Source organism: Pseudomonas sp. LBUM1640, assembly GCF_059716225.1.
Map to the genome: position 1 here is coordinate 4,019,002 of NZ_CP166816.1, position 3,715 is coordinate 4,022,716.

A 3,715-nucleotide genomic window follows, 5' to 3' on the forward strand; every position below is an offset into this window, starting at 1 on the left:
GTGTGTCAGCGCCAAATGTACTGCTGACCCACCGCATTCGCGAGCAAGCCCGCTCCCACATTTGATCTCCAGTGTCAGTGATACCTGATCCAGTCAGTCCCTTGCCAACGCCTCAATCGGGTCCAAGCGCGCCGCATTCCTGGCCGGCACAAAGCCAAACACAATGCCGATCATCGTCGAGCAGGCAAACGCGGTAATGATCGAGCCCAGGGAAAAGACCATTTCCCACTCCTTCACAAACAACGAAAACAGATAGCCGATCGCGAACGACAGCGAGATCCCGATCATCCCGCCGATCAAACACACCATCACCGCCTCCACCAGAAACTGCTGGCGAATATCCGACTGTCGCGCGCCTACCGCCATGCGAATACCGATCTCGCGGGTACGCTCGGTCACCGACACCAGCATGATATTCATCACGCCGATGCCGCCTACCAGCAACGAAATCACCGCGATCAGCGACAACAACAGCGCCAGGGAGCGGCTGGTTTTCTGCACGGTCTGCATGATGCTGTCGAGGTTGTTGGTAAAGAAATCCTTGGTGCCATGGCGTTGCAGCATGAGTTTATTGACGTTGTCTTCCACCACCTTGCTTGGCTGGCCATCCTTGATACGCACGGTAATGCTGTCCAGATGGCGCTGGCCCAAAAGCCGCCCTGCCGCCGTTTCGTAAGGCACCCACACGTTCAGCGCTTTGCTGGCGGCAAACATGTTTTTATTGTCGGCCGTCACGCCAATCACCGTGCACGGCAAGTTGCCGACCAGGATCACCTGGCCCAACGGGTCAACATTCGGCCCGAACAGGCGATGCCGGGTGTTGTGGTCGATTACCACCACCTGCGCCTGGCGCCGCGCGTCGCTTTCGCTGAAGGCAATCCCGGCTTCCAGCTTCAGCCCTTTGACCTTGAAATAGCGGTCGCTGACGCCATTGACCTGCGCATCCAGGTCGATGTTGCCAAAGCGCAGCAGCAGGTTGCGGCCCACCACCGGCGTGGCGCTGCCGACGTAATACAGTTGGTTCAACGCCTCCACATCCGACGGCATCAGTGTTTCGATGGCAGACGCGCGGCTGTCACCAAAACTGGTGCCCGAAAAGATGTCGATGGTGTTGCTGCCGATGGCCTGGATGTCCTTGAGCACATAACGCTTGGCGCCCTCACCGATAGCCGAGATCGACACCACCGAAGTAATGCCGATGACAATCCCGAGCATGGTCAGCAAGGTGCGCATGCGATGGGAAATCAGCGCAACCCAGGCCATATTGAAGGCTTCCTTGAACAAGCCCAGGCTCGCCACCAGACGCCGTGCTCCGCTGCGTTTGGTTTCTACCGGAGCCTCGCTGGGCAGCTCCAGGCCGACACTGTCGTTGGCCTTGTCGCTGACAATCTCGCCATCGCACACCTCGACAATGCGCTGGGCATTTGCTGCCACCTTGGGGTCGTGGGTGACGATAATCACCGTATGCCCGGCGGCGTGCAGCTCGGCGAGGATGCGCATCACCTCTTTGCCGCTGTGGGTGTCGAGCGCGCCAGTGGGTTCGTCGGCGAGGATCACTTCACCGCCATTCATCAACGCGCGGGCAATACTCACGCGTTGCTGCTGGCCACCGGAAAGCTGGCTCGGCCGATGAGTCGTGTGCCCCGCCAGGCCCAGGCGCGTGAGCAAATCGCGCGCGCGGCTGTGGCGTTGAGCCTCTGGAGTGCCGGCATAGATCGCCGGCATTTCCACGTTGTGCAAGGCGCTTAGGTGCGCCAGCAAATGGTAACGCTGGAAAATAAAGCCGAAGTAATCGCGGCGCAGCTCCGCCAGTTGCTCATCGCCCAGCGAACGGGTTTCGATGCCGTTGATCTTGTAGCTACCGGCAGTCGCGTAATCCAGACCGCCGAGGATGTTCATCAGGGTCGATTTACCCGAGCCTGAGGCGCCGATGATCGCGACCATTTCCCCGGCATGTATGGTCAGGTCGATGCCTTTGAGCGCAATGAATTCGCGCTCGCCCGCCATGAAGCTGCGGGTGATGCCCTTGAGTTCCAGCAGGGGTTGGGTCATGGCTCAACTCCCCGCCACAGGTGTTGCATCGCCGATCACGACTTTATCGCCCTCGGCCAGACCGTCCAGAATCTGCACTTTGACGTTGTTATTGATGCCGGCCTTCACATTCCGCGACACAGCTTTGCCCTTGGCATCCAGCACGCGCAGCGGGTAACTGCCATCGGCGTTGCGCGCACCGAGTGCCGCCACCGGCACCATCAACGCGGCCTGGGCAGTGTCGAGCACAATGCGCACTTGGGCGGTCATGGCGATGCGCAGGCGGTGATCGGGGTTGGGCACATCGAACAGTGCGTTGTAAAACACCGCGGTGTTCTGCTTGGGTGTGCCGGCGGTCTGGGTCTCGAGGAAGTTCTGCGGCGCCGGCTCCGTGCCGCGCAGCTTGGCGTAGTAGCGTTTGTCGGCCTCACCGAGGATGGTGAAATAGACCTGCTGGCCGGGGCTGATATGAATCACATCCGCCTCGGACACCTGGGCCTTGACGGTCATGGTGTCCAGGTCCGCCAGCTTGAGCAGTACCGGCGCCAACTGGCTGGCGATCACGGTCTGGCCTTCCTGGGTGACAATGCCGACCACATCACCGTCGATGGGCGCGACGATGCGGGTATAGGCCAGGTTGACCTTGGCGGTGTCGATCTGGATATGCGCGCTTTTGATCTGCGCGTCCAGGGACAACAGGTTGGCTTGCTGAACCTGGAAGGTGGATTCGGCGTCCTCGAAATCCTGACGCGAAACCGACTCGTCAACCTGCAAACCTTTGTAGCGCTCGTAGACCGACTTGGCCTGCTTGAGCTGCGCCGCCGTGGCGCGGCGCTGGGCCTGCAGGTTCTCCTCATCCACCTGGGCTTTGCGCAGGGTATTTTGCAGAATCAACGGGTCGATTTCAGCGAGCCATTGGCCCTTCTTGACCTTGTCACCCACCTTGACCTTGAGCGACTTCAACTGCCCGGAAACCTGGGCGCCGACGTCGACTTGCTTGATACCTTCGAGCAGCCCGGTGGCTAACACGGCGTTTTCGATGTCACCCCGTTCAGCCGTGGCAGTGAGGTATTGCGGGGCATCGGCGGGTGCTTGCACCGTGTAGACCACAAGGCCAATGGCAACCACCACTACCGCGAGCATTCCGAGTTTGCGAAACGTTGACTTTTGCATAAATGACCATAAAAAGATGAAGAGGGTCTGCGGCGAAAACATTCAAAAATATGGGAGAGGGCTTGCTCCCAATTGCAGGGTGTCAGTCAAACAATCAGAGACTGACCCACCGCATTCGCGAGCAAGCCCGCTCCCACATTTGGATCTCCATACATCAGGAAGAGATCACTCGGCTCTTGATCTGCTTTTGATCTTGATCTTGCTTTTGATCTGAGGCGCCCCGTTAAACCACGCTGGCCGAACGCAGGCTTTGGAGCGGGGGTAAACCGGCAGGACGCCGGTTTAGCCGCGCTGGGCCAAGGATGGCCCATCGCGGCGGCCCCCGCTCCAAAGCCTGCGTGAGGGCATGTCGAGCCTAGGCGAGACACCGAGTGGTGGGGCGAGGACTTTTTGGTTACTTTTTGGTCCTTCAAAAAGTGACCCGCTGTAAGAGCGGAACCAATAGCCGCCGTTACCGCAGCAACGGATATGTACCCCACCCAGCTCCCACATTTGGATCCGCGCACGGCCT

At 59.6% G+C, this 3,715-nt stretch carries 2 protein-coding genes; both read right to left on the bottom strand.

All coding sequences use genetic code 11. The annotated features are described in order from the left end of the window. Window positions 1-93: 93 nt before the first annotated feature. The gene (locus tag ACA065_RS17855; RefSeq protein ID WP_497690837.1) at window positions 94-2,052 is read right to left on the bottom strand and encodes a MacB family efflux pump subunit; all 1,959 of its coding nucleotides are present in this window, start codon (window positions 2,050-2,052) and stop codon (window positions 94-96) included. A 3-nt stretch (window positions 2,053-2,055) separates the two neighbouring features. After that, window positions 2,056-3,204 (bottom strand): macrolide transporter subunit MacA, encoded by a 1,149-nt coding sequence (gene macA, locus ACA065_RS17860; RefSeq protein WP_497690838.1) that lies wholly within the window; start codon window positions 3,202-3,204, stop codon window positions 2,056-2,058. Window positions 3,205-3,715: the final 511 nt, after the last annotated feature.

Excerpts from the sequence above, each read along its gene's own strand:
- ACA065_RS17855 (WP_497690837.1), bottom strand. The coding sequence starts at position 2,052 with ATGACCCAACCCCTGCTGGAACTCAAGGGCATCACCCGCAGCTTCATG.
- macA (WP_497690838.1), bottom strand. The coding sequence starts at position 3,204 with ATGCAAAAGTCAACGTTTCGCAAACTCGGAATGCTCGCGGTAGTGGTG.